Genomic DNA, 20142 nt, shown 5'->3' on the forward strand with positions numbered 1-20142 from the left:
CAATCAGCATCGCAGCCAATCCAGGAAACACCAGAGCGAGAGACTTCGTCGCCAGCAGCGCCGCCGCCCTCGTCAGTGATCGGGCTTATAGACCCCCCAACCCGACATAGTCAACAGGCCTATTTTGAAAAAAGTCAAAAAACAAACAACTGGTTGATTCTTATGAGAGATTTATGAACATCCCTGTGGGCGCAGCAAATGCGCTCGAAAACACCCATGGATATCCCCGCGGAAGTACAGGGTCTGGCTCCGAGATGGCGAAACAGGCCACGAACCGACGCCTTTGTCCATTGGAGGGGCCGCGCCCGCCTCGGTATTTTACCGGAAACAGGATCTGCGGCGCGGCAAAAACGACCGCCCGATTTGACACTCCTGTCATAAATATGCACATCTTCGCCCCCAAGCCTAAGGCTCGCATAAAGGGAAGCGGATCTCGATTGGCATGATGACGGACAAGATGATGCTCCGATCGCTCGGTAACGAGCCGCCAATCCTGGCCGATGGCAGGCGGGCGCCGGACCGGCGCGAAGTTTCGCTGCGATGGCTTTCCGGCACCTTCCTGACTGGCCTCACCTCAAGCATCCTGATGGGTGTCGCGCTGTTTGCCGCACTCGACGGGCGCCAGCAGCTGGCCATTCCGGCGGAAGCCTACGCGACAACAGACAGCCGCGACGCTTCCGACGATCAGGTCATCCGCGGCGCCCGCCTGATTTCCACCGCGATCGCTTCGAAACCATCAGACCGCAACATCCTGGAAGTATCGACGGTCGTGCGTGACGGTGACAAGGAGGTGGTGCGCCGCCAGCCTTTCGCCCATGTGAAGATCGCGCTCGCCACAAACCGCATCGCCAGCGAGAACTATCCGCCCTTCGATCCGCTGGCGATCTTTTCCGCCGACGAGAACATACCGCCGCCGGCCAACAAAACCGGCGCGATCTACGCATCGGACGTGGAATCCGAGGTCAGCCTGAAGACGGTGCCCTTTCCCGCCAAGGATATCCCCTTCCAGCTCGCCGGCTCCATGTCGCTTGAAGAGGTCGAGGAGAATGTCCGCTCCAACGGCTCGGTTCTGGCCGATGGCAATACCCAGCTTTCAGCGCTCTATTATGTCGACCCGCGCCGTTTCGCCAATGACGATTCCGATGTCGACCTGACGGCGGGCCTTGCCGCGCGCATCGTCGAAGAGAACATGTCCGTCTCGGCGCCGGAAGCCGTGACCGCGCAGACGGAAGAATTTGCCGACGATATCATACCGGTTCGCGAAAATATGCCAATCGCCACGGCGCTGACCAATGCCGGCTACCTCAAGGCCGACGCGGACAATATCACGGCAAAGATCCAGCCGCTCTTCGGCTCAGCCAATGTTTCGGCCGGCGACGTATTGCGCATCGGCATCCTTCAGAAGGGCGAGCAGGCCAAGATCATCCGCGCCAGCCTCTATCGCGGCACGAAGCATCTTCTCACCATCGCGCAGAACGACCACGGCGATTTCGTCGCCGGCAGCGCGCCACCGATGCTGGATGCGATCATCACCGCCTTCGACAATGACGCGCCCACCCTCACGGCCGGACGCGATCTGCCGAGCGTCTATGACGGCATCTATCGCGCGGCGCTTTCCTACGGCATGACCAAGGAGATGGTCGCGCAGGTCGTCAAGCTGCTCGCCAGCAATGTCGATTTCCAGGCGCAGCTGAAGCCGACGGATTCCCTGGAAGCCTTCTTCTCGGTCGCCGACGACAAGGGGCAGGCGACGGCCGATTCCGAGCTGCTCTATGTCAATGCCAAGTTCGGCGATACGGTCACGCGCTTCTATCGCTTCGAGGATCCGACCGATCATTCGATCGACTATTTCGACGAAAGCGGCAAGAGCATCCGGCAATTCCTGCTGCGCAATCCAGTTCCCACCGGCGTCTTCAAATCCGGCTTCGGCATGCGCCGCCATCCGATCCTCGGCTTCGCGCGCATGCATACCGGCGTGGATTGGGCCGCGCCCCGCGGCACACCGATCATCGCGGCCGGCAATGGCGTCGTCGAAAAGGCGAGCTGGGATTCCAGCGGCTTCGGCAACCAGACCCTCATTCGCCATGCCAATGGCTATGTCTCCTCCTACAATCACCAGAGCGCCATCGCCAAAGGGATCGTGCCCGGCGCGAAAGTGGTGCAGGGCCAAGTGATCGGCTTTATCGGCTCGACCGGTCTCGCGACCGGCCCCCACCTGCACTACGAGCTGATCGTCAACGGCACGAAGGTCGATCCGCTGCGCATCCGCCTTCCCGGCGGCAAATCGCTGCAAGGCGATGCGCTCGCCAAATTCCAGGAAGAGCGCAAGCGCATCGATACTTTGCTGACAGACGACAAGTCGAAACAGATCGCCAGCAAATAGCCTCAGCCGCGCAGCCAATTTCATACCGATCCGTTGCCGCCATAGCCAACAGCAAAATGGCGGCCCGAAGACCGCCATTCCTATTCGTTCACCAGTTGTCGCTTAAGCCGCCTCGTGCACGGCTTGGCGCGGACGGAACAACAGCCGGTCCGAACCGCTGGTGACCTTGACGAGCGAACCATCCGGGATTTGACCCGAAAGGATCTGTTCGGCCAGCGGATCCTGGACATATTTCTGGATCACCCGCTTCAGCGGCCGCGCGCCGTAGACCGGATCGTAGCCCTTGTTGGCCAGCCAATGCCGAGCGTCGTCGTCGAGTTCGAGCGTGATCTTGCGTTCCGACAGCAGCTTCAGCAGACGTTCGAGCTGAATGTCGACGATCGCGCCCATCTCATCGCGCTTCAGGCGATGGAACAGGATGATCTCGTCGACGCGGTTCAGGAATTCGGGCCGGAAATGCGACCGGACCACATCCATGACCTGTTCACGCACCAGATCGCTGTCATCGCCCTCTTTCAGCTGGGTCAGATATTCGGCACCCAGGTTGGAGGTCATGATGATCATCGTGTTGCGGAAGTCGACCGTGCGGCCCTGCCCGTCCGTCAAACGTCCGTCATCCAGAACCTGGAGCAGAATGTTGAAGACATCGGGATGTGCCTTCTCGATCTCGTCGAACAGTACGACCTGGTATGGCCTACGGCGGACGGCTTCGGTCAGCGCGCCGCCTTCCTCATAGCCGACATAGCCGGGAGGAGCGCCGATCAGCCGCGCCACGGAGTGCTTCTCCATGTACTCCGACATGTCGATACGCACCATCGCCGTCTCGTCGTCGAAGAGGAAGCGGGCAAGCGCCTTCGTCAATTCCGTCTTGCCGACGCCGGTCGGGCCGAGGAAGATGAACGAGCCGATCGGCCGGTTCGGATCCTGCAGGCCGGCACGCGAGCGGCGAACGGCGCGAGAGACAGCCTGAACGGCATCGCCCTGGCCGACGACCCACTTTGCCAGCTCGTCTTCCATCCGCAGCAGCTTGTCGCGCTCGCCTTCCAGCATCTTGTCCACCGGGATCCCGGTCCAGCGGGAAACGACCTGGGCGATGTTGTCGGCGGTGACGACCTCCTGCACCATGGAATCACGGGCACTATCCTGCTCTTCTGCGGCGTGGAGTTCCTTTTCCAGATTGGGGATCACGCCATAAGCGAGCTCGCCTGCACGCTGGAACTCACCCTTGCGCTGGGCGATCGCCAGTTCGTTGCGGGCATCATCGAGCTGCTTCTTCAGGTCGGCGGCAAGACCCAGCTTCTGCTTTTCGGCCTGCCAGCGCGCGGTCAGCGCATCGGCTTCCTCCTCCAGCGAAGCAAGATCGCCCTCCAGCCTCTTCAGCCGGTCGGCCGAGGCCTGGTCGGTTTCCTTCTTCAGCGCCTCGCGCTCGATCTTGAGCTGGATGATGCGGCGATCGAGTTCGTCGAGCTCTTCCGGCTTGGAATCCACCTGCATGCGCAGACGCGCCGCAGCCTCGTCCATCAGGTCGATTGCCTTATCAGGCAGGAAGCGGTCGGTGATGTAGCGGTTCGACAAGGTCGCAGCGGCCACCAGCGCGGCATCTGCGATGCGCACCTTATGATGCTGCTCATACTTTTCCTTCAAGCCGCGCAGGATCGAGATCGTGTCTTCGACCGTCGGCTCCTCGACCATGACGGGCTGGAAGCGGCGGGCAAGGGCCGGATCCTTCTCGACATGCTTGCGGTATTCATCGAGCGTGGTCGCACCGACGCAATGCAGCTCGCCGCGCGCAAGCGCGGGCTTCAATAGGTTGGATGCATCCATCGCGCCGTCGGCCTTGCCGGCACCGACCAGCGTGTGCATCTCGTCGATGAACAGGATGATCTCGCCGTTCTCCGACTGCACCTCGTTAAGCACGGCCTTCAGCCGCTCTTCGAACTCGCCGCGGAACTTCGCACCGGCAATCAGCGCGCCCATATCGAGCGCCATCAGCTTCTTGTCCTTCAGCGATTCCGGCACGTCGCCATTGACGATACGCAGCGCCAGGCCTTCGACGATCGCCGTCTTGCCAACGCCGGGCTCGCCGATCAGCACGGGATTGTTCTTCGTGCGGCGAGACAGAACCTGAATCGTGCGACGAATTTCGTCGTCACGGCCGATCACGGGGTCGAGCTTGCCCTCGCGCGCTTCAGCGGTGAGATCGCGGGCATATTTCTTCAGGGAATCGAAGCCCTGCTCCGCATTGGCGGAGTCCGCCGTGCGGCCCTTGCGGATATCATTGATGACCTGATTAAGCGCAACGGGCGTAACGCCCGCATTTTTCAGCGTCATCGAGGTCGAAGCCGTAGGCTCGATCGCCAGCGCCTGCAAAAGACGCTCGACGGTGACGAAACTATCGCCGGCCTTCTTAGCGGCATCTTCAGCAGTAGCGAAAACCTTGGCGAGCGGCTGTGAGAGATAGACCTGGCCGTCGCCGCCGGAAACCTTCGGCAGCTTGGCAAGGACGGCATCATTGGCAATGCGGGCAGCCTTGGCGTCGCCGCCGGCACGCTCGATCAACGAGGCGGCCATGCCCTGGTCGTCGTCCAGAAGCACCTTGAAAACGTGCTCGGGGGCGAACTGCTGATTACCCTGCGCCAGCGCATAGGTTTGGGCGGATTGCAGGAAACCACGCACCCGCTCGGAGTATTTTTCAATATTCATATGAGACCTCCATGAATCGCTCTGCCCTGACCGGCGCAGACCGATGATTGAGATTGAGCCCCCTCAAGAGGCAGGCCCCGCCTTTCCGCCATCGAGATTTGCGGCAAGGCAACAGAAGAGAATATGGGAGGATATTTGAAGAGTTTAAAGGGTCGCGGAGTGGAAAAACCGGCCGGAATGGCTTCCCTGCTTCTGCAATTGAAGAAGCGCCGATTGGCCTCGAAAGAGAGCACCTGCCCACACAAAAAGAAATGGCGGCTTTCGCCGCCATTTCCGCATTCTCGTTTAATCAGTGCAGTGCGCTCCAGCGAAGCGACTTATTCCGAGGTCGCATCCGCCATAGCCGGAGCTTCGTTCGACCCGGTTTCACCCTGATCGCCGCCCTCGGCTGCAGCACTGCGGCGCGGCTGGCGGCGCGGACGATTGCCGCCTGCATTGCGACGACGCGGCTGGCGCTCGGTGGCGGCCACTGCCGGAGTTTCTTCCTCGATCGCCACTTCGGCAGGGATGCCTTCGATGACCGGCTGCGGGCCAGTGCCGTTGATGGCTTCCGGCTCATGGGCCGGAGCGGCGGCGGCCGCTGGAGCTGCCTGCTGCGGACGAGCCGGAGGCGGAGCCATCTGCGGCTGATCATCGATCTCGTTTGCATCGATATCGTCGATGTCACGGTCGCCCGTATCGCGATCGTTGTAATTGTGGTGATCGTCTCGCTGATAGCGCTCCTGCATCTGCGCCTGGGCGCTGGCAATGATCCGATTATAGTGTTCGGCATGCTGCAGGTAGTTTTCAGCCATAACGCGGTCGCCGGAGCTCTGGGCATCGCGAGCCAAGGCCGAGTATTTTTCGGCGATATGCTGTGCGGTTCCGCGGATCTTCACATCGGGACCAGAGCTGTCGTAAGTCCTGGTCAGCGGGTTCGAGCCCTTGCGGTTGAAATTGTTGTTGTTATTTCCGCCGCCACCGTTGTTGTTGTTACCACGCCCCCGACCGCGCTTGTTTTGCTGTCCTGGCCTCATAGATCCTTCACCTGAATTCTCTTCGTTGGGATAAAAATCATACACGACACCTGCCGCCGCGGTTCGGACACTGCCAAACCAGGGCCTGCGTGCCGCAAGCAAACTGCGCTTTGGCGCCGGTCTGCCGCTCGACTACGTCAGATTAAACTGATCACGCATTGGGTTATCTTCAACCTTTGACACTCTACCAAAGAGCGGATCCCCGAGGCTGTCCAAGATAAGCGAATCGTCTCGCCTATTCCCAGCCGCCCAACGCGTGAGCGCAACCTATATTGCTTCCTCAGGAAATCCAAGCTTTTTCTTTGCGATAACAACAGGGGTTCCACTAATCTGCTGCAAAACGTCACGTTAATGTTGAAATTCAAACACAAGAACCCGGTCGTTCCGCCCGTAGTCACGAGCCGCTTCGACAAGGGAAAATCCTGCTCCTTCAAAAATCGAAGTCACCGTTTCACGCTGATCGTAACCGATCTCCACCCCAATCATGCCATCCGGGAGCAGAAACCGCGCCGCATCCTTTGCGATAGCCCTGTATGCATCCAGCCCATCAAGGCCCCCGTCAAGGGCCGCGGGAGGATCGAAATCCTTTACTTCTGGAGCGAGAGTGGAAATGACACTGGACGCAATATAGGGCGGATTTGAGACAATCACATGAAAACATTCGTGGATGGCATCAAACCAGCTTCCATGCACGGTCTTGAACCGCGCCGCCAGGCCATTCTGCTCAGCGTTCCCGCGAGCGGTTTCCAGCGCCTCGCCAGAAATATCGGAACCAACACCGGTAGCTTTGGGGCATTCGTGAAGCAGGGCCAGGCAAATGGCTCCCGTTCCCGTTCCGATATCCAGTATATGGACATTGCCGACCTTGGATTCAAGACGCCGCAGGTATGGTAGCATCGTATCGACAAGAATTTCGGTATCGGGCCGCGGTTCGAGCGTCGCCGCCGAGAGCCGCAGGGAGAGGCCATAAAACTCCCGCTCGCCAAGAATCCGATGGACCGGCTCATGATTGAGCCGGCGGGCAATTGCCGCCCGCACCACCGCCACATCCTTCGCAGACACCGGCTCGGAACCTCGCGTCACGAGCGCGGTGGCGGCAAGATGAAGAAGGCCGCCGACAAGAATGCGCGCCTCCGTGGCGGGATCGTCGAGGTCGGCCTCGGCAAAGCGGGCACGCACCTCCTGCAGGAGTCCGGAAACGGTCGACCCCTGCCCGCCGCTCATGCCTGTTCGCCGAGTTGGGCGAGCTGGCTCGCCTGATAGTCCGCCAGCAGAGCATCGACCACCTCGTCGATCTCGCCTTCCATCATCCGGTCGAGCTTGTAGAGCGTCAGGTTGATGCGGTGATCGGTGACGCGCCCCTGCGGGAAATTATAGGTACGGATGCGTTCGGATCGGTCGCCGGAACCGACCTGGCTTTTGCGGTCGGCGGAACGCTCGCTGTCGGCGCGCTGGCGCTCCATGTCGAACAGCCGCGACCGCAGCACCTGCATCGCCTTGGCGCGGTTCTGGTGCTGCGACTTTTCCGAGCTCGTGACAACGATCCCCGAGGGAAGATGAGTGATGCGCACGGCCGAGTCGGTCGTGTTGACGTGCTGGCCGCCGGCACCGGAAGAGCGCATGGTGTCGATGCGGATATCCTCAGGCCGGATTTCGATATCGATTTCCTCGGCTTCCGGCAGTACGGCGACGGTCGCCGCAGACGTATGAATACGCCCGCTCGCCTCGGTTTCCGGCACGCGCTGCACGCGATGGACGCCGGATTCGAACTTCAGCCGGGAGAACACGCCCTTGCCGCTGATCGTCGCGATGATTTCCTTGTAGCCGCCCGCTTCGCCCTCGCTGGCGGAGAGAACCTCCACCTTCCAGCCATTGGCAGCCGCGAAACGTTCATACATGCGGAAGAGATCGCCCGCGAAAAGGGCTGCCTCGGAACCGCCGGTACCGGCGCGGATTTCGAGGATCGCGCTCTTCTCGTCGGCCGCGTCCTTCGGCAGAAGCTCGATCTGGATATCCTTTTCCAGCGTCTCGATGCGCTCCTTGACCTCGGGCAGCTCCATCTCCGCAAGGTCCCGCATATCGCGGTCGACCGATTTGTCGGAGAGCATAGCCTCGAGATCGGCAGCCTCGGCGAGAGCGCGTTCATAGTCACGGATCTTGGCGACGACCGGCTGCAGTTCGGAATATTCGGAAGCAAGCTTCACATAGACATCCGCGGCCGGGCCGGCGGACATGCGCGCCTCGATCTCGCCGAAACGGCGTTCCAATTCGCGCATTTTTTCAACGGGGAGCTTCGCCACCCTCTACTCCAATTCTTCTTATTATGTCTGCTTTGATATGGTGCGCATGACCCTGTCCGGAAACCGCTTCGTGTTTTTCAGGATCGCGCGCTAAAGCGGGATATTGTGGCTCTCGGCAAAGCGCACAAGGATATCCCGCATGGAACTGGTCGGCTGCGTGTCATCGAGCGCGGTCTCCATGACCTCGGACAGCGCCTTGAGGTCGAGCCCGAGCAGCATCGCCTTGACCGGGCCGATCGAGGCAGGCGACATCGAAACCGAGCGCAAGCCGAGGCCGAGCAGGGCCATAGCCGAAATCGTCTTGCCGGCCAGCTCGCCGCACAGTGTCACCGGTGTATTGTTGCGCTCTCCGGCGCGCACGATATCGCGCAGGATGCGCAGGAACGGCCGCTCAAGCGGATCGAAACGGTCCGACACACGGGCATTGCCGCGATCCACCGCCATCGAGAACTGGAACAGGTCGTTGGAGCCGATGGAGACGAAATCGACTTCCGCCATCAGCTCATCCAGCTGCCACAGCAGCGCCGGCACTTCCAGCATGGCGCCGAACTGCAGCTTGCGCGGCAGGCCGTGTCCGAAGCGCGAAAGGTGCTGTACTTCCTTCTGCAGGAGCTCGCGCACCGCCCTGATTTCGGAAACTTCCGTAACCATCGGCACCATCATCTTCAGCTCGCTGTCGGCCGCCGCCTTCAGCATGGCCCTGAGCTGCGTGCGCAGCAGGCCTGGGCGGTCGAGCGAGAGGCGGATGGCGCGCCAGCCGAGCGCCGGGTTTTCTTCCTCATGCGCGCGAAAATAGGGAACAACCTTGTCGCCGCCGATGTCGAGCGTGCGGAAGGTAACAACGTGCCCGCCCGCCTGCTTCATCACATTGCGATAAAAGGCTTCCTGCTCCTCCGCCTTCGGCATGGTCGAGGCGATCATGAATTGCAGCTCGGTGCGGAACAGGCCAATGCCCTCTGCGCCGGATTCGGCAAGCTGCGGCAGATCCACCAGCAGGCCGGCATTCATCAAGAGCGAAATGCGCTGCCCGTCCTTGGTGACCGGCTCGACGGAGCGCAGGGCACGGAACTGCTCCTGCCGGCGGGCACGGAACCGCACCTTCTCTTCATAGGAACGCTGATGATCGGCCATCGGCCGCAGATGGACATGGCCGCCGTCGCCATCGATGATGACCGGGTCGCCGTTTTCGGCCAGCGCGACCACACCTGCGGCCTGTCCGACGACAGGAATGCCCATGGCGCGTGCGACGATGACGACATGGCTCGTCACTGCGCCCTCTTCCAGCACCAGGCCACGAATATTGGCGCGGGGATAATCGAGCAGTTCCGCCGCACCCATGGCGCGCGCGAAGATGATCGCATCGTTCGGGAAGCCCTCGGCGCTGGTGCGGCCCGAATGGCCGATGAGTTGCCGGAGCAACCGGTTCGCCAGATCCTCGAAATCGTGCATGCGCTCGCGAAGATAGGGATCGGTCAGGCGCATCATGCGCGCCTTGGTGTCGCTCTGCACCTTTTCGACGGCAGCCTCAGCGGTCAGGCCGTTGCGGACGGCTTCCTCGAGCTTGCGCACCCAGCCCTGGTCGTGCGCGAACATGCGGTAGGTTTCGAGCACCTCGCGATGCTCACCCTCCATCGAGACGTCGCGCCGCGACAGCATGTCGTCGATCGAGATACGCAGCGAGCCAAGCGCTTCGGCCAAGCGGCCGATTTCCTTGTCGGCATCGTCGTTCAGCAGATTGGTGACGACGATGCGCGGCTCGTGCAGGACGACATAGCCGAGGCCGATGCCTTCATTGTAGCTGTCGCCGTCGATGGTGACCGAGCGGGTAAGATCGAGTTCCAGGCCGGGCTTGGTGATCTTCTTCAGCTCGCCGGTCGCGATCATTTCGGCCAGCACCATGGCCGTCGTTTCGAGCGCCTCCAGCTCTTCCTCGCGATAGGTGCGGCTCGCCTTGTTCTGAACGACGAGAACGCCAAGCGACCGCCCTGTGCGCAGGATCGGCACGCCGAGGAAGGAGTGGTAGATCTCTTCGCCGGTTTCCGGCAGGTAGCGGTAGGCGGGGTGCGATTGCGCGTCCGAAAGGTTCAGCGGCTGGGCGGAGGCGGCGATCGTACCGACAAGACCCTGCCCCATCTTCAGTTGCGAAAGGTGGACCGCCTCTTTATTCAGACCCTCGGTGGCATAAAGCTCGAGGACGCCGTCCGCGCGCAGCACATAGACCGAGCAGACCTCGGCGACCATGTTGCTGGCAATCTGGCGGACGATCCGGTCAAGGCGCTCCTGCGGCTCCAGCGGCTCCGCCATCAGTTCGCGTAGCCGCTTGAGCAGAACGCGTGGACCGCCGGAAAGGTCTCTCATTGCGCCACTAGCTCCTGAATCAAGATGTCATGCCTGTCTTGCCCATGTCAGGGCCGGCCGAAACTCGCCTCCGTCACGGTCCGTTGTCAGCAGTCCTGAATCAACTCTTATCCAGACCGTAGCAGGAATGCAAAGTCCTGACTGCGAGTTCTGCGTAAGGACCGTCAATCAGGATGGAAATCTTGATTTCTGACGTCGTAATGGCCTTGATGTTGATGCCTTTTTCGGCAAGTGCCCTGAAAGCGGTCGCGGCCACGCCGGCATGCGAGCGCATGCCGATGCCGATAACCGATACCTTGACCAGACCTGATTCGCTCTGGACGACATCGTAACCGATCTTTTCCTTGTTTTCGCCAAGAACGCGCAACGCCTTCTCGACATCGCCGGACGGAACCGTGAAGGTCATGTCGGTCTTCGAACCGTCCTCCGAAATGTTCTGGACGATCATGTCGACATTGATGTGGTTTTCGGCCAGCGGCCCGAAGATCGCGGCGGAAACACCCGGCCGGTCGGCAAGACGGCGTAGCGAGATCTGAGCTTCATCCTTGGCATAGGCAATGCCGGTGACTACTTCCTGTTCCACGATTTCTTCCTCGTCACAAATCAGCGTTCCGGGCGGGTTAAGCAGATCGCCCATGCCCGGAGCATCGGGATCCTCGAAAGAAGAGCGCACGAAGGTGCGGACTTTGAACACCATGGCGAGCTCGACCGAGCGCACCTGCAGCACCTTCGCGCCGAGAGAGGCCATTTCGAGCATTTCCTCGAAGGCGATCTTCTTCAGGCGGCGTGCCTTGGGCTCGATGCGCGGATCGGTCGTATAGACCCCATCGACGTCGGTATAGATGTCGCAGCGGTCGGCCTTGACGGCGGCGGCGATCGCAACGGCCGAGGTGTCGGAACCGCCGCGACCGAGCGTCGAGAGGCGATTGTCGGGGCCGAGCCCCTGGAAGCCGGCGATGACGGCGACCTGGCCCTCACCCATGCGGCGGATGATGTCCTCGCCCTCGATCTCGAGAATACGGGCGGCGCCATGGGCGTTGTCGGTGCGGATCGGGATCTGCCAGCCCTGCCAGGAGCGGGCGTTGATGCCCATGGCCTGCAGCGCAATCGCCAGAAGGCCTGATGTGACCTGCTCGCCCGAAGCCACGACGGCATCATATTCGCGCGCATCGTAGATCGAGTGGTTGGCACCGGCGACCTTGGGCATGTTCTGGACCCAGCCGACCAGCTCGTTGGTCTTGCCGGACATGGCGGAAACGACGACGGCCACTTCATGGCCGGCATCGACCTCGCGTTTCACATGGCGTGCGACGTTCTTGATACGGTCCAGATCCGCGACGGAGGTTCCGCCGAATTTCATCACGATGCGTGCCATGTGCCTCTACCAGTACCCTGCGCCGGGCGGCCGAAATGCGGAAAGCCCGACATGCAAAATCGCCCTCCCGGTTCGGTAGCCGGAAAAGCGTGATCTCAATGGGGCCGTCTCTTAGCGAGTTTGTCGGGCGGGTGCAATAGCGGGACGCGCCCGGCGCGACAAAACTATACTTCAATAATCAACTTTTAAAGTCGACCAGAGCTTGTCGAGAATTCCGCCTTCCTTGTCGAGGTTTTCCTTATTGAGGAAGGTGGCGACGAGTATGCCGCCCTCCGGCCGGCCGGTGGCGACGATCTCATATTCCATCACATCGTCATCCGTGATGGTTTCCGCCTTCACGCCCTTCAGCACATTGCCGCTCGGGAGCGTACGCTGCGTGCTCTGCTTGGTTATCTTGGCACCACCATTGAGGCTCTCCTGCACCATCTGCTGCAGCACGACGTCGGTATTGCCAGACGGATCGAGGCCTTTATAGACCTGCACGATGATTCCGGTGCCGATCGGCGTCATCAGCGCATATTGCTGCACGCCATCGCCGAGATCCGTCTTTGCGACGGTCAATTTGCCATCGTGATCGAAGGAGAACTTGCCACCCGTGAACGTCACCGTATCACTGCGCTGCAGCTCCACCGGGACCTTGCGACCGTCCCTCATGGTGACCTCGAACGTGTCACCAGGATTGATGCCCACCACGACACCATCGATCGTCAGGCGAAACCCCTTACTGTCCCCGGCATGTGCGTGGCCGATAGCAAGGCAGCTCATGGCGATAGCCGTCGCAAGACGGAATGGTCTCATGAGAACTCCTGTATACGCCGGTCGATCGAAATCGATCCGGTTCTGAAAGTCCATTTCACAGCCCGGCGATTGATCGGCCATAAGATACCTCCATGTCAACCTCGGGATCGCAATTCGCTGCTGCCGACCGGCACTCCCCACAGGCTATCGATGGCCGCGGCCCTTGACATCGGGCATCGATCGTCCGACTTCACACGGAGAAATATTGTTGCCTGCGTTCGCCCCGACACGGGCACGGCGCAGATCACGGAGTGAACCATGAGCGAAACGGCAAAGAGCACAATCGACCAGAGCGAAGTTGACCGTTTTTCCGCCATGGCGGCCGAGTGGTGGAGCCCGACCGGCAAGTTCAAGCCGCTGCACAAGTTCAATCCGGTGCGTCTCGCCTATATCCGCGACCACGCCTGCGAGAATTTCGGCCGCGACCCGAAGGGCAGCCGGCCGCTGGAAGGCCTGCGCGTGCTCGACATCGGCTGCGGCGGCGGTCTCTTGTCGGAGCCGGTGGCGCGTATGGGTGCCACCGTCATCGGCGCCGACCCCTCGGAAAAGAACATCGGCATTGCCTCGACTCATGCGAAGGCCTCGGGCGTTCCCGTCGACTACCGCGCCGTTACCGCCGAACAGCTGGCCGAAGCCGGCGAGACCTTCGATATCGTGCTGAACATGGAAGTGGTCGAGCATGTCGCCGACGTCGACTTCTTCCTGTCGACTTGCGCAAAAATGGTGCGTCCCGGCGGCCTGATGTTCGTTGCGACCATCAACCGCACCATGAAGGCGGCGGCCCTTGCCATCTTCGCGGCGGAGAACGTGCTGCGCTGGCTGCCGCGCGGCACCCATCAATATGAAAAGCTCGTGCGTCCGGAAGAAATCGAAAAGCCGCTTGCGGCAGACGGCCTCGAGATCATCGCCCGCACCGGCGTTTTCTATTCACCGCTGCAGGACCGCTGGAATCTCTCGAAGGATATGGACGTCAACTACATGCTGCTGGCGAAGCGGGCCGCGTGAAATCGTCACGCCAGCAACACCGCGACTGCTGAAACTCTGATACCCCCCTCTGTCACTTCGTGACATCTCCCCCACAAGGGGGGAGATCGGTGACTCGGAGCGCCCTCTTCACTACAAACGAACATCGAGCCTTCTGAAATCACGGCCTATTGCTTTTGATAGACGCGCGGCAAACTCCCAACAATCTCCCCCCTCGTGGGGGAGATGTCCCGATAGGGACAGAGGGGGTGCAGGCTCTCCACCCCCGGCATCAGTTGACGTCGTCGGGCAATATGGGGATGGCGGCGATCTCGATGCCCTCCTCGACGAGTGCCTGTGCCTCGTCCGGCGTCGCCTTGCCGATGATCCCGCGCGCATCCGCTTCGCCATAATGAATCTTGCGGGCTTCCTCCGGAAATTTCGTACCGACGTCTTCGGCATTGGCCTTGATGGTGTCTATCGCTTCCTTGAGCTTTGCCATCGCCTGCTTGCGGGCAGTATCCATGGCAAGCGTCTGCATCTCATCCTTCTTGCGCGCCGTCGAAACCGAAGGCGCCATCAGGAGTTTGGAGATCGCGCCGGAATTGCAGACCGGACAGGTGAGAAAGCCGCTTGCAACCTGGCGGTCGAAATCGGCGCTTTCGGAAAACCAGCCCTCGAACTCATGGGCATTGTCACAGCTAAGCGAATAACGGATCAAGCAGCGACGCCTCCAGACGCCGGCGTCGCGATCTTCTCCAGCGAGAACTCACGCGCATTCTTCAGGTTCGGTATCTTGTCATGAGCTGATTTGACGGCAGCGATGTCGATCTCGGCGATGATGACGGCCTCGCCGGTACCGCCGGCCGACGCCAGTACGTTGCCCCAGGGATCGATGATCATCGAATGGCCGAAGGTCTCGCGGCCGTCCTCGTGCTTGCCGGCCTGAGCGGCGGCGATGACGAACATGCCGTTTTCGATGGCGCGGGCGCGCAGCAGAATTTCCCAGTGCGCCTCGCCGGTCTGCTTGGTGAAGGCGGCAGGCACCGTCATCACCTCGGCGCCGGCAACGGCCTGGGCGCGGAAAAGCTGCGGAAAGCGCACGTCGTAGCAGATGGAAAAGCCGAGTTCGGCAAAGGGCAGCGATGCGATGCGGGCTTCCGAGCCCGGCCGATAGACGGCGCTTTCGCGCCAGCTCTCGCCATTATCGAGGTCCACGTCGAACATATGGATCTTGTCGTAGCGATTGATGAGCCTGCCGTCAGGACCGAAGAGGAAGCCGCGATTGGCGATCTTGCCGTCATCGAGCGCAATGGCGGTCGAACCGATATGCAGGTATATGCCGAGCTCTTTTGCCAGCTCAGACGCCGTCTTGACGATGATATCGTTCGGCTCGTCACGCAGCACGGCGCGCAGGCCGGGCCGATCCTTCTGCACGGCACCGGTCATCTCCGGCGTCTGCACATAGATGGCGCCCTGCGAGGCGGCGTCACGCACCAGGCGCGCCATGTCGGCTGCGTTCTTCACCGGATCGACACCGGAACACATCTGGATGGCGGCAGCCTTGAAGCTCATCGGTTTCTCCCTCGTCAATATGGATCAGGCAGCCAGCATCGGATCGAGCTTGCCGGCCCGGTCGAGCGCATGGATATCGTCGCAACCGCCGACATGCTGGCCATTGATGAAGATCTGCGGGAACGTCGCGCGGCCGTTCGCCTTGGCGATCATTTCCTGCCGCAGCTCTGGCGAATAGGTGGCATTGTGCTCGACATAGTCGACGCCTTTGGATTCGAGCAAGGATTTCGCACGGGCGCAATAGCCGCAGAATTCACGCGTATAGATAACGACGGATGCCATGATCCACTCCGGAAAAGCCTAAATCAGAGCATGATGCCGAAAAGTGTCAGCGGTTTTCGGATGACATCATGCTCTACTTATTTGATTCTAGAGCGGATGATTTTAGGTCGTTTCGACCTAAAATCATCCGCCTCTAGTGTCATATAAGATGGCCGACGACCCTTGCAAAGGTCAAAACACTGACATCGGCCGCACCCGCTTTCTTCAGCGCGCGCGTGGCCGCGGCAACCGTGGCGCCGGTGGTATAGACATCGTCGACGAGAACGATGCGACGCCCGAATATCTCGGCAGCCCGATGCTCGGAGACGGCGAAGGCGCCGCGCACATTATCCTGTCGCGCCTTGGCCCCGAGACCGACCTGCTGGCTCGTGCGTTTGACGCGCATGAGCGTTGCTGCGAGCAGCGGCTTGCCCGAAAGGCGTGCGATATGCCGGGCAAGTTCGGCGGCCTGATTATACTTGCGCGCAAACAGCCGCGCCCGGTGCAGCGGCACAGGAATGATCGCATCGCAGGCGGCGACCGATCCGTCGCTGGCACGCAGCATCCAGCCGGCCATCATCGGCGCGAGATCGGTACGATCACGATATTTCAGGCTGAGAACGAGATCGCGCACGATACCGTCGTGAACGGCAGCGGAACGCAGACGGTCGAAGACAGGCGGATCGGCAATCGCCTCGGCACTCAGAATGCCGGCACCAAGATCATGGGAAAACGGACTGCCGAGGACTTCGCAATAAGGCCGCTCGATGAAGCGAATACCGGACCAGCATGCCGGACAAAGACCGCGATGCGCCCCGACCGAGACTCCGCAACCCGGACAGGCGGGCGGATAGACGAGATCGGCGAGCGCCACAAAGGGCGTTTTCAGCCCGGCACCCAGCATCGAAAAGGTGATTTCGCGTCCCATCATCCCCATATGATTGAGAGTAGCAATTCCAGGAAAAGTGTATAGCCGTTTTCCGTCTGGGATTGCGCAAGAATAAAGGCTGGAGAGGAATTCAGCGATTCCACGAAGCGCTTAACTCCGCTCTAGCTTTTTCCCGCAGGCTTTGCGAAGGAAAACGCGCGTGCCCGGCACGCCCCGCCGAATTGATGATATCGCAGGAAACCGCCATGGAAATCGTGTTCGACCAATCACTGCTTTCGGCCCGCAAGCGCCGGGCACTGAGACAGGGGGACGAGAAGGCAGCCTTCCTGCTTGATATCGCCGCCGGCGAATTGGCTGAACGACTTGCCGTGACCGAACGCCACTTCGACGAGGCAATCGAATTGCACGGCGCGACCGGCATTGCCGCGCGCCTGGCTCTGGCGACCGGCAAGATTGGTCATCTGAAAAGGATCGAAAACGAGCCTGGGTTTGCCGCCCCCGGCGAGACACTGATCGAGGCCCCGCTGGAAGAACTGCCGTCGGAGGCTGAGTCTGTAAACCTCGTGCTTTCGCCGCTCAGCCTGCATGTCACCAACGACACGCCCGGCGTCTTCATCCAGATCCGCCGCGCGCTGAAGGCCGACGGCCTCTTCCTGGCGGCGATCCCCGGTTCCGGCACCCTGCAGGAGCTGCGCGAGGTCTTGCTTGCGACCGAGATCGAGCTGACGGGCGGCGCAAGCCCGCGCGTCATCCCCTTTGCCGACGTCCGCGATGTCGGCGGCTTGTTGCAGCGTGCCGGCTTCAGCCTGCCCGTCATCGACGCCGAAAACTACACAGTGCGCTACGATAATCTCTTTGCCCTGATGCGCGACTTGCGCGCCATGGGCATGACCAATCCGCTGGTCGACCGCAGCCGCAAACCGCTGACGCGCGCCTTCTTCCTGCGTGCGGCCGAGCTCTATGCCGAACGCTATTCCGATCCGGACGGCCGGATCAGGGCAACATTCTCCATCATCTACGTCTCAGGCTGGACGCCGCACGAAAGCCAGCAGAAGCCACTGCGGCCGGGTTCCGCCAAGGCGCGCCTGGCGGATGCGCTCAAGGTGGAAGAGCACAAGTTGAAGCAATAGCCGGCAATACTGGCCGGCCCCGTCGATGGCTAACTCAGTTTCCCGATGCGGCCGAGTTCTGCATCGTATTGGAGAGCGTGTTGAACACGCTCGAGAGGCTGCCGCCGAAAGCGCCGACGCCACTGATGATCGCCGCCGACATCAGTGCGGCAATCAAACCATATTCGATGACCGTCGCACCGGTCTTGTCATTGAAAATACGCCATACGGAACGCATAAGCTCAGGGCTCCCAGCATTGGACAACAGATGAATCCGATGCTCGTCATGGCATCCGGCAGGCTATGCTCATGCATGAGAGCATTTCCGCTTGTCTTCGAATCGCGAAAACGCCCTATCCTTTTCCCTCACGCATTCCGGACGGAAAAGCGCTGCGCGCATTTCCTGGAGATGCTCTACTGGCAGCCGCTGTCGGCGCCATAACCCTGGACGATGCAGACCGAGCCCGGTTCCTGCTGCAATACGCTGCGGCGGATCGTATAACGCTTGCCGTTTTCCGTCTGCGGGATCGATCCAGTGGTAACATTGTCGATATCAGGCGCGCTTGCAAGCACGCGTGACTTCGATTTGTCGGAGAGCATCGGCGTGAGGATGAGCGAAAGCGCAACCGCCGCTGTCCCGAACAGCAGAGCGATATTCAACGCGCCCGTCTTGCGCGACGCGGAATAGGACTGCTCTTTTTCCTGAACAGCTTTCCAGAAATCGTCGTCCATTATGTCAAGCCTTCTTTAACGCACCCAACAATCGCTTGATTGAGAGAATTCAATGCCAGAAGGTCATAAACGATCCCTTAATATCCACATGCAAACTAAAGAGACGTAAAATTCCGAAACACTGCCTGATTCGGCCTAGAAGGCTGATATTACATGGCTAATTTTCGTTAACCATGTTTGCGATGTATCGTCTCCCAACGCAGCAAATGTGCACTGCAAAAATTCCAGAAGGATGGATTCTGCGGCGCCGTGATTTTTACTTTTGGGTTGATGCTCGAGCATCTGGAGGCGATCCGCCGGAACTCAACCGAACAGTCGGAAATGCTGACGGAGCTGCTACGAAGAACACCGCAAACGGATTCGTCCCGTCGTGAGTCCATGGCGCAAAGCCTCGATCAACTCACGAAATCGAACTTCCGCTTCAAGGACATCTGACCCGATAGCAATTCCAGCCAGCCAAGTACCGAACCTGGGCCTGGGTCCTCTTAAAGCAGATCCTGCAGGAAAGGGATCAGCGGTTCGTCGGCGGGAGGCATCGGGTAATCGCGCAGGGCCTGCGGCCGCACCCATTTGATCGCCTGTCCTTCCCGGCCATGCGGGATTCCCTCGTAGCGCCGGCAGATATAAAGAGGCATCAGCAGATGGAAGGTTTCGTAGGTATGGCTGGCGAAGGTCAGCGGCGCGAGGCAGGCGATCTTCGTCTGGATACCGAGCTCTTCCTGAAGCTCCCGCACCAGCGTCTCCTCCGGCGTCTCGCCGGCTTCGACCTTGCCGCCGGGAAACTCCCAGAGACCGGCGAGCGACTTGCCTTCGGGGCGCTGCGCCAGAAGAATCCGACCATCAGCATCGATCAGCGCGCAGGCGGCAACGAGAACGATCTTGCGGCCTGCCTCGCTCATGCGTCCCCCGGCGGTTGCCAATAGCAATAACGATAGGCCTCGCGGAAGCCGAAGCGGACATAGAGCGCCAGGGCCGGCGCGTTGTCGGCACCGACCTGAAGCCAGGCGGTCTTGGCACTGCGCATGCGCGCCCAGCGCAACGCCGATGTCAGGATCTCGACGCCCAGGCCCTTGCGCCGATGCTGCGGCGACACCGCAACCGACATGACGCCGGCAAGATCATTGTCCTGCACGCAAAGCGTCGTTGCCAATGGCCCGACCTCGGCATCCTCGATGACGAAGAGACCCGAGGGCGGCTTGATGTTGCTTACTACCTCGGCCAACGCCGGCTTCAAAGCCGGATCGGCTTCATCGACAACGAGGCTTGCATCGACAAAACGGCCGACATCGTGGCTGGGAAGATGATCCAGCATATCCGGCAGCTCGAGATCGACCAGATCGGCGGTCATGACGATGGTCTCGTCGAAGCGCGTCCAGCCACGCTCCCGCAGAAGGTCTATAAGCTTCGGCGAGGCGAGCGGCGTCTCGCGCACGACCATCGGCCGGCCATAGGCCTCGAACTTGCGCTGCGCCTTCGCCAGACGGATTTCGAGATCGCGATGATCCGAAGGATCGAGCGGCACGACCGAATTCAGCCGCTTCGACGGGTGGCCGGCCGTCAAGCGCACCTGCCAGCTGCCGTCATACTGCACCGACGATGCCGGCCAGGCCCGGAAGCCGACGGCTTCGAGCCTGCGCACCAAAGGCAGCTTGTTTATCGTGGACTGCGCATGCATCGGCT

General features: G+C 60.8%; 18 protein-coding genes. 3 read left to right on the forward strand and 15 right to left on the reverse strand.

Annotated elements, in window-relative coordinates:
• The first annotated feature begins 442 nt into the window (after positions 1-442).
• Positions 443-2383: a M23 family metallopeptidase gene (locus tag FHT84_RS06215; RefSeq protein WP_183761396.1), complete on the forward strand. Its 1941-nt coding sequence runs from the start codon at positions 443-445 to the stop codon at positions 2381-2383.
• Positions 2384-2485: 102 nt separating this feature from the next.
• On the opposite strand, the gene clpB is transcribed toward FHT84_RS06215, so the two are convergent.
• The 7 genes from clpB to FHT84_RS06250 form a co-directional block, all read right to left on the reverse strand.
• Complete coding sequence (gene clpB, locus FHT84_RS06220) at positions 2486-5086, reverse strand: ATP-dependent chaperone ClpB (RefSeq protein WP_112341254.1); 2601 nt, start codon at positions 5084-5086, stop codon at positions 2486-2488.
• Between the two features lie 317 nt (positions 5087-5403).
• Positions 5404-6102 (reverse strand): DUF4167 domain-containing protein, encoded by a 699-nt coding sequence (locus FHT84_RS06225; protein WP_113249086.1) that lies wholly within the window; start codon positions 6100-6102, stop codon positions 5404-5406.
• 348 nt (positions 6103-6450) lie between these two features.
• Positions 6451-7326 carry a peptide chain release factor N(5)-glutamine methyltransferase gene (prmC, locus tag FHT84_RS06230; protein WP_112341256.1) on the reverse strand — a complete coding sequence of 292 codons (876 nt, stop codon included), beginning with the start codon at positions 7324-7326 and terminating at the stop codon, positions 6451-6453.
• A complete protein-coding gene (prfA, locus tag FHT84_RS06235; RefSeq protein WP_112341257.1) occupies positions 7323-8402 on the reverse strand; it encodes a peptide chain release factor 1 in 1080 nt (359 codons plus the stop codon). Before prfA ends, prmC begins: the two co-directional genes overlap by 4 nt.
• Before the next feature lie 90 nt (positions 8403-8492).
• Positions 8493-10760 carry a phosphoenolpyruvate--protein phosphotransferase gene (gene ptsP / locus FHT84_RS06240; protein WP_112341258.1) on the reverse strand — a complete coding sequence of 756 codons (2268 nt, stop codon included), beginning with the start codon at positions 10758-10760 and terminating at the stop codon, positions 8493-8495.
• Positions 10761-10860: 100 nt separating this feature from the next.
• On the reverse strand, positions 10861-12135 hold the full coding sequence (locus tag FHT84_RS06245; RefSeq protein WP_112341259.1) for an aspartate kinase: 1275 nt from the start codon (positions 12133-12135) through the stop codon (positions 10861-10863).
• A gap of 171 nt (positions 12136-12306) precedes the next feature.
• Positions 12307-12933: a hypothetical protein gene (locus FHT84_RS06250; RefSeq protein WP_112341706.1), complete on the reverse strand. Its 627-nt coding sequence runs from the start codon at positions 12931-12933 to the stop codon at positions 12307-12309.
• Between the two features lie 258 nt (positions 12934-13191).
• Here FHT84_RS06250 and ubiG point away from each other — a divergent pair, with 258 nt between their 5' ends.
• Positions 13192-13938: a bifunctional 2-polyprenyl-6-hydroxyphenol methylase/3-demethylubiquinol 3-O-methyltransferase UbiG gene (gene ubiG / locus FHT84_RS06255; RefSeq protein WP_112341260.1), complete on the forward strand. Its 747-nt coding sequence runs from the start codon at positions 13192-13194 to the stop codon at positions 13936-13938.
• A gap of 250 nt (positions 13939-14188) precedes the next feature.
• Here ubiG and FHT84_RS06260 read toward each other — a convergent pair whose 3' ends face one another.
• The 4 genes from FHT84_RS06260 to FHT84_RS06275 form a co-directional block, all read right to left on the reverse strand.
• Positions 14189-14617: a DUF1178 family protein gene (locus FHT84_RS06260; protein WP_112341261.1), complete on the reverse strand. Its 429-nt coding sequence runs from the start codon at positions 14615-14617 to the stop codon at positions 14189-14191.
• Positions 14614-15471: a carbon-nitrogen hydrolase family protein gene (locus tag FHT84_RS06265; protein WP_112341262.1), complete on the reverse strand. Its 858-nt coding sequence runs from the start codon at positions 15469-15471 to the stop codon at positions 14614-14616. The genes FHT84_RS06260 and FHT84_RS06265 overlap by 4 nt, the downstream gene beginning before the upstream one ends.
• 24 nt (positions 15472-15495) lie before the next feature.
• Positions 15496-15753: a glutaredoxin 3 gene (grxC, locus tag FHT84_RS06270; RefSeq protein WP_112341263.1), complete on the reverse strand. Its 258-nt coding sequence runs from the start codon at positions 15751-15753 to the stop codon at positions 15496-15498.
• Positions 15754-15892: 139 nt separating this feature from the next.
• Positions 15893-16669, reverse strand: coding sequence for a ComF family protein (locus tag FHT84_RS06275; protein WP_112341264.1), 777 nt, complete (start codon positions 16667-16669; stop codon positions 15893-15895).
• Between the two features lie 197 nt (positions 16670-16866).
• Between FHT84_RS06275 and FHT84_RS06280 the strand changes: the two genes are divergently transcribed.
• The gene (locus FHT84_RS06280) at positions 16867-17751 is read left to right on the forward strand and encodes a methyltransferase domain-containing protein (protein WP_112341707.1); all 885 of its coding nucleotides are present in this window, start codon (positions 16867-16869) and stop codon (positions 17749-17751) included.
• Between the two features lie 34 nt (positions 17752-17785).
• Here the strand turns inward: FHT84_RS06280 and FHT84_RS06285 are convergent, their stop codons facing one another.
• The 4 genes from FHT84_RS06285 to FHT84_RS06300 all read right to left on the reverse strand — a co-directional run bounded on the left by FHT84_RS06285 (position 17786) and on the right by FHT84_RS06300 (position 20137).
• Positions 17786-17968 carry a Flp family type IVb pilin gene (locus tag FHT84_RS06285; RefSeq protein ID WP_112341265.1) on the reverse strand — a complete coding sequence of 61 codons (183 nt, stop codon included), beginning with the start codon at positions 17966-17968 and terminating at the stop codon, positions 17786-17788.
• 176 nt (positions 17969-18144) lie between these two features.
• Positions 18145-18462, reverse strand: a complete 318-nt coding sequence (locus tag FHT84_RS06290) for a hypothetical protein (protein WP_112341266.1) — start codon at positions 18460-18462, stop codon at positions 18145-18147.
• Positions 18463-18947: 485 nt separating this feature from the next.
• Positions 18948-19361, reverse strand: coding sequence for an 8-oxo-dGTP diphosphatase MutT (mutT, locus tag FHT84_RS06295; RefSeq protein ID WP_015341287.1), 414 nt, complete (start codon positions 19359-19361; stop codon positions 18948-18950).
• A complete protein-coding gene (locus FHT84_RS06300) occupies positions 19358-20137 on the reverse strand; it encodes a GNAT family N-acetyltransferase (protein WP_112341267.1) in 780 nt (259 codons plus the stop codon). The genes mutT and FHT84_RS06300 overlap by 4 nt, the downstream gene beginning before the upstream one ends.
• Positions 20138-20142: the final 5 nt, after the last annotated feature.

It is taken from the genome of Rhizobium sp. BK289, from assembly GCF_014193575.1.
GTDB classification, from domain to species: domain Bacteria; phylum Pseudomonadota; class Alphaproteobacteria; order Rhizobiales; family Rhizobiaceae; genus Rhizobium; species Rhizobium tropici_C.

Bases quoted from the DNA above. Each gene is read 5' to 3' on its own strand.
- FHT84_RS06215 (WP_183761396.1), top strand. From the start codon at position 443: ATGATGACGGACAAGATGATGCTCCGATCGCTCGGTAACGAGCCGCCA.
- clpB (WP_112341254.1), bottom strand. From the start codon at position 5,086: ATGAATATTGAAAAATACTCCGAGCGGGTGCGTGGTTTCCTGCAATCC.
- FHT84_RS06225 (WP_113249086.1), bottom strand. From the start codon at position 6,102: ATGAGGCCAGGACAGCAAAACAAGCGCGGTCGGGGGCGTGGTAACAAC.
- prmC (WP_112341256.1), bottom strand. From the start codon at position 7,326: ATGAGCGGCGGGCAGGGGTCGACCGTTTCCGGACTCCTGCAGGAGGTG.
- ptsP (WP_112341258.1), bottom strand. From the start codon at position 10,760: ATGAGAGACCTTTCCGGCGGTCCACGCGTTCTGCTCAAGCGGCTACGC.
- FHT84_RS06245 (WP_112341259.1), bottom strand. From the start codon at position 12,135: ATGGCACGCATCGTGATGAAATTCGGCGGAACCTCCGTCGCGGATCTG.
- FHT84_RS06250 (WP_112341706.1), bottom strand. From the start codon at position 12,933: ATGAGACCATTCCGTCTTGCGACGGCTATCGCCATGAGCTGCCTTGCT.
- ubiG (WP_112341260.1), top strand. From the start codon at position 13,192: ATGAGCGAAACGGCAAAGAGCACAATCGACCAGAGCGAAGTTGACCGT.
- FHT84_RS06265 (WP_112341262.1), bottom strand. From the start codon at position 15,471: ATGAGCTTCAAGGCTGCCGCCATCCAGATGTGTTCCGGTGTCGATCCG.
- grxC (WP_112341263.1), bottom strand. From the start codon at position 15,753: ATGGCATCCGTCGTTATCTATACGCGTGAATTCTGCGGCTATTGCGCC.
- FHT84_RS06275 (WP_112341264.1), bottom strand. From the start codon at position 16,669: ATGGGGATGATGGGACGCGAAATCACCTTTTCGATGCTGGGTGCCGGG.
- FHT84_RS06280 (WP_112341707.1), top strand. From the start codon at position 16,867: ATGGAAATCGTGTTCGACCAATCACTGCTTTCGGCCCGCAAGCGCCGG.
- FHT84_RS06285 (WP_112341265.1), bottom strand. From the start codon at position 17,968: ATGCGTTCCGTATGGCGTATTTTCAATGACAAGACCGGTGCGACGGTC.
- FHT84_RS06290 (WP_112341266.1), bottom strand. From the start codon at position 18,462: ATGGACGACGATTTCTGGAAAGCTGTTCAGGAAAAAGAGCAGTCCTAT.
- mutT (WP_015341287.1), bottom strand. From the start codon at position 19,361: ATGAGCGAGGCAGGCCGCAAGATCGTTCTCGTTGCCGCCTGCGCGCTG.
- FHT84_RS06300 (WP_112341267.1), bottom strand. From the start codon at position 20,137: ATGCATGCGCAGTCCACGATAAACAAGCTGCCTTTGGTGCGCAGGCTC.